This window comes from Mycobacterium sp. NPDC003449, from assembly GCF_053588415.1.
Genome location: NZ_JBSFPX010000314.1, coordinates 1 through 4827, shown reverse-complemented (window position 1 = coordinate 4827; position 4827 = coordinate 1). Strand labels below are relative to the sequence as shown.

Annotated in this window: 4 protein-coding genes; 3 read left to right on the top strand and 1 reads right to left on the bottom strand. The window is 68.8% G+C overall.

Annotated elements, in window-relative coordinates:
• Positions 1-144: 144 nt before the first annotated feature.
• On the top strand, positions 145-1437 hold the full coding sequence (gene tet(V) / locus ACWDTP_RS37420; protein ID WP_450028263.1) for a tetracycline efflux MFS transporter Tet(V): 1293 nt from the start codon (positions 145-147) through the stop codon (positions 1435-1437).
• Between the two features lie 81 nt (positions 1438-1518).
• Here the strand turns inward: tet(V) and ACWDTP_RS37415 are convergent, their stop codons facing one another.
• A complete protein-coding gene (locus ACWDTP_RS37415; RefSeq protein ID WP_450028261.1) occupies positions 1519-2478 on the bottom strand; it encodes a GlxA family transcriptional regulator in 960 nt (319 codons plus the stop codon).
• 40 nt (positions 2479-2518) lie between these two features.
• Here ACWDTP_RS37415 and ACWDTP_RS37410 point away from each other — a divergent pair, with 40 nt between their 5' ends.
• Complete coding sequence (locus tag ACWDTP_RS37410) at positions 2519-3850, top strand: MFS transporter (RefSeq protein WP_450028262.1); 1332 nt, start codon at positions 2519-2521, stop codon at positions 3848-3850.
• Positions 3851-4022: 172 nt separating this feature from the next.
• Complete coding sequence (locus tag ACWDTP_RS37405; protein ID WP_450028260.1) at positions 4023-4757, top strand: fasciclin domain-containing protein; 735 nt, start codon at positions 4023-4025, stop codon at positions 4755-4757.
• The last annotated feature ends 70 nt before the right edge of the window (positions 4758-4827 follow it).

Sequence of the window (4827 nt, the reverse complement as noted above, 5' to 3'; positions counted from 1 at the left end):
GACCGACTACTCTCAGACCCGTCCACATTCGTTGCAGCCACCGCCTGAATCCAAGCCGGGTTTTGGGGGACGCCCGCGTCTGCTCGCGGTGGAAAATCGGTGGACCGGAGCGGTGCCGGTGCGACACCATCGAACGTTGTGAGCATGCAGCACGACATCACCCAGCCGGTACAGAACGCCGGCGGCTGGCGCGTGCTCGCCCCGTTCCGGATCCGCGAGTACCGGTTGCTCATCGCCGCGGTGTCGCTGTCGATCTTCGCCGAAGGCATGTGGTCGGTGGTGATGGCCCTGCAGGTCATCGCGATCGACAACGATCCGGCTTCGCTCTCGCTGGTCGCCACCTGCCTGGGTGCGGGCCTGGTCGCCTTCGTCCTCGTCGGCGGTATCGCCGCCGACCGGATCAACCAGCGCACCATCATCATCGCGGTCGAGGCGGTCAACTTCGTCACCGTCTCGACCGTCGCGACCCTCGGCCTGACCGGAGCCCTCAGGATCTGGCATATGGCCGTGGCCGCAGCGATTCTCGGCATCGCCGCGGCGTTCTTCTTCCCGGCCTACAGCGCGATCCTGCCGCGCATCCTGCCGCCCGAACAACTGCTGGCCGCCAACGGGGTCGAGGGCGTCGTGCGGCCGGTGTTCCAGCGCTCGGTCGGCCCGGCGGTCGCGGGCATGGTGATCGGTGCGACCATCCCCTCAGTCGGGACGGTCGTGGTGGCGGTGCTGTTCGGCCTCGGCCTCGCGCTGCTGGTTGCGACCCGGCGGGCGGCGGATGCCGGCTCGAATTGGGAAACGGCGCAACCGATTTCCGAACGACCGCACGTCCTGCGGGACCTGCGCGAGGGCTTCGTGTTCATGCTGGTCACCCCGTGGCTGCTGTGGACGCTGCTGTTCGCCAGCATCTTCGTGCTCGTCGTGCTCGGCCCGATCGAGGTGTTGCTGCCGTTCATCGCCCAGGATCGGTTCGACGACGGCGCGCGGGCGTACGGATTCATCCTGGCGTTCTTCGGTTTCGGCAGTGCACTCGGTGCGCTGACGGTCTCGTCGCGGCGGATGCCGCGGCGTTATCTCAGCACGATGATGGCGATGTGGGGGCTCGGCTCGATCCCGCTGACGATCGTCGGCGTCACATCGTCGTTCCCGCTGATGGCGTTGGCGACCTTCGCGATCGGGATCACCGACGGTGCGGCGATGGTGATCTGGGGGACGCTGCTGCAACGCCGGGTGCCGACGGAGATGCTGGGTCGGGTCTCCAGCCTGGACTTCTTCGTCTCGCTGGCCTTCATGCCGCTGTCGTTCGCGATCGTCGGCCCGCTGTCGAAGGTGGTCTCGATGGAGACCATCTTCCTCGTCGCCGGTATCGCACCGGCGATCCTGGCCGCCGTCGCACTCGTCATGGCCAGGATGCCCAGCGACGAATTGGCGCACCCGCTGCGGTAACCAGCGCGAGCAGACGCGGCGGTACCCCAAAATCCTTGTCGCCGGGCACCTTCGCGTCTGTTCGCCGATGGTGCAGCCCGGTCACGAGCCCTGGTACACCTTGCGGTAGCTCGACGGTGACATGCCGATCCCGCGCCGCAGATGGTGGCGCAGGTTGCCCGCGGTGCCCAGGCCGGAGCGCCGGGCCACCTCCTCGACCGACAGGTCGACCGATTCCAGCAGTTCCCTGGCCCGGTCCAGCCTGCGGGTGCGGATCCAGGCTCCTGGCGCCTGTCCGGTCTCCTCGCGGAAGCGCCGGATGAAGGTACGCACACTCATGTGGGCGTGCCGGGCCAGGCGCTGCACGGTCAACTCCTCGTGCAGATGCCGCACGGCCCATTCGCGGGTGGCCGCCGTCGTGGAGGCCTGATCGGACACCGGCGTCCCCGGGTCGATGAACTGGGCTTGGCCGCCCTCCCGCCACGGCGGCACCACGCAGTACCGGGCCACCGCATTAGCCACCTGCGCGCCGTGATCGGACCGAATGATGTGCAGGCACAAGTCGATTCCGGCGGCCAGCCCCGCCGAGGTGAGCACATCCCCGTCGTCGACGAACAGCACGTTCTCGTCGAGCAGCACCCCGGGGTGCATCTGGCGCATATCCGCCGCATGCCGCCAGTGGGTGGTGGCCGGCCTGCCGTCCAGCAGCCCCGCCGCCGCCAGGACGAACGCACCGGTACAGATCGACACCAGACGCGTCCCGGGCCGGATCGTCGACAACGCTTCCAGCACATCGTCTTCCAGCACACCGTCGATGCGCGCGGGCCGATACCTGGTCCCCGGGATCACCACCGTGTCAGCGGCGGCCAGGGCCTGCCTGCCCGCGGCGGGCACCAGGGCGAAGCCCGAGGTCGACGGCACCGGCCCGGCCGTCAGCCCACAGGTCACCACCTCGTAGAGCGGGTCGCCGTCGGGACCGGTGGCGGTGGAGAACAGCAGCGGGGCGATGGTCGCGTCGAAGCCGACCACCTCGGGCAGCAACAGGACAGCCACGCGATGCATACCCGGCATTCTGGCATATTTTTGATGATTGCTGTCATTTATGCCACTGGCCGCGGACGCGGTCTTCGATGACAGTTGTCGGGTGACGACGACACCCGACCGGACGGTGACCCCTGCCCGCATCCACTGGGCCTGGGTGGTGGCCGCGGTGAGCTTCGTGGCGATCCTCGGCGCGGCCGGCTTCCGGTCCATCCCCGGCGTGCTGATGAACCCGCTGCACCACGAATTCGGCTGGACGCACGGGACCGTCGGGCTGGCCATGTCGGTCAACATGTTGTTGTACGGCCTGACCGCGCCGTTCGCCGCGGCGCTGATGGACCGGTTCGGGGTGCGACCGGTGCTCACCGTCGCACTGCTGCTGATCACCGCGGGCTCGGCGGGCAGCATCGCGATGACCGCCAGCTGGCAGCTGGTGCTGCTGTGGGGCGTGCTGGTCGGGATCGGTGCCGGCGCGATCTCGATGGGCTTCGTCGCGACCGTCGCGACCCGCTGGTTCGAACAGCGCCGCGGCCTGGTCACCGGGGTGCTCACCGCCGCGAGCGCCACCGGCCAGCTGATCTTCCTGCCGATCGTCGCGGCCGTCACCACCCAGCACGGCTGGCGCTGGGCCTCGCTCATCGTCGCGGCGGCCGCCGTGGCCGTGGTGCCCCTGGTCGCGGTGTTCCTGCGCGACCGCCCCGCGGACAAGGGCCTGGCGCCCTACGGAGCCGATCCCGGCGCCCCGGTCCTCGCCGCGACCGTCCCGGCGAGCAGCTTCACCGCGGCCTTCGACGGGCTGCGCATCGGCCTGCGGGTGCCCGCGTTCTGGCTGCTGGCGGGCAGCTTCGCGATCTGCGGGATGACCACCAACGGCCTGATCGCCACCCACTTCATCCCGGCGGCCAACGACCACGGCATGCCGACCACGGTGGCCGCGGGTCTGCTCGCCACCATCGGCATCCTCGACGTCGCGGGCACGGTGTTCTCCGGATGGCTCACCGACCGGATCGACCCCCGGCTGCTGCTGCTGGTGTACTACGCGGGCCGCGGGGTGTCGCTGCTGCTGTTGCCGTCGCTGCTGGCGCCGCACGCCCAGCCCAGCACCTGGGTCTTCGTGGTGTTCTACGGGCTGGACTGGGTCGCCACTGTTCCCCCGACGATCGTGCTGTGCCGGGACTACTTCGGCGACCGCTCCCCTGTGGTGTTCGGCTGGGTGTTCGCCTCCCACCAGGTCGGGGCGGCGATCGCGGCCGCGGGTGCGGGCTGGCTGCGCGATCTGAACGGAAATTACGATATGGCGTTCTACCTGGCCGCGGGATTGTGTTTCGTCGCCGCGGTCTTCTCGGCCGGTATCAGGAAAGCCCAGGTCAATCGGGACCGGGTGGGCACGTAGAGGCGTCTGCTTTGGCGTAACTGCTTTGTTAGCCTTACCATCCGATGCGGCGCCGCGGGGAACGCCGACGCATTCGCGCGTGCGGGTGCTCGCGTTCCGCTCATATCGGCACGCGTGTCACCGGCAGCCGACGTAGGAACCACAGGCCGTCATGAGCGGGAGGAACCCAGCTATGAACACTCGCACCAAGACCTTGGGCGCAGCCGCGGCGTTCGCGGCGATCGCCGCCTCAGTGCCGTTGGCGGTCACCGCTTACGCCGATCCGCCGGCGCCGACCACCACCGAGGCACCGGTGATCGAGATCCCCGATCCCCAGGGCCCCGGCTGCGACGACTTCAAGAAGGCCCTGCCGACCTACAAGGACCTGGCCGAGCTTCCGGTGAGCCAGGTGCTGGCCGCCATCCCCCAGATCAGCACCTTCAACTCCGCGGTGTCCGGCGGGATGAACCCGGCCGTCAACATCGACCCGGTGCTCGACAACGGGCCGTATGTGGTGTTCGCGCCGACCAACGACGCGTTCGCCAAGATGGACCCGGCACAGCTGGAGGCGCTCAAGGCCGATCCGGCCGCGCTGACCAGCCTGGACTACTACCACGCGTTCCTCGGCCTGCTCGGCAACGAAGATGTTCAGGGCCAGCGGCCCACCCAGCAGGGCGCCGAGATCAACGTGACCGGCAAGGGCGGCGACATCAAGGTCAACGACAGTGCCAAGCTGGTCTGCGGCGCGATTCACGCGAAGAACGCCCGCATCTACCTGATCGACACCGTGCTGGATCCGAACTCGCCGCCGGACGCCATGACCACATCGTCCAGCTCGTCGACGTCGGAGACCACGACCACCACGTCCGCGCCGGCGACCAGCACCGAGCCGGAACCGACACCCGCGGCCGACGCGCCGATCGGCTGAGAGTTTCCCCGCGAGCAGACGCAAAACTGCCCCTTTTCAAGCGAAAAGGGGCAGTTTTACGTCTGCTCGG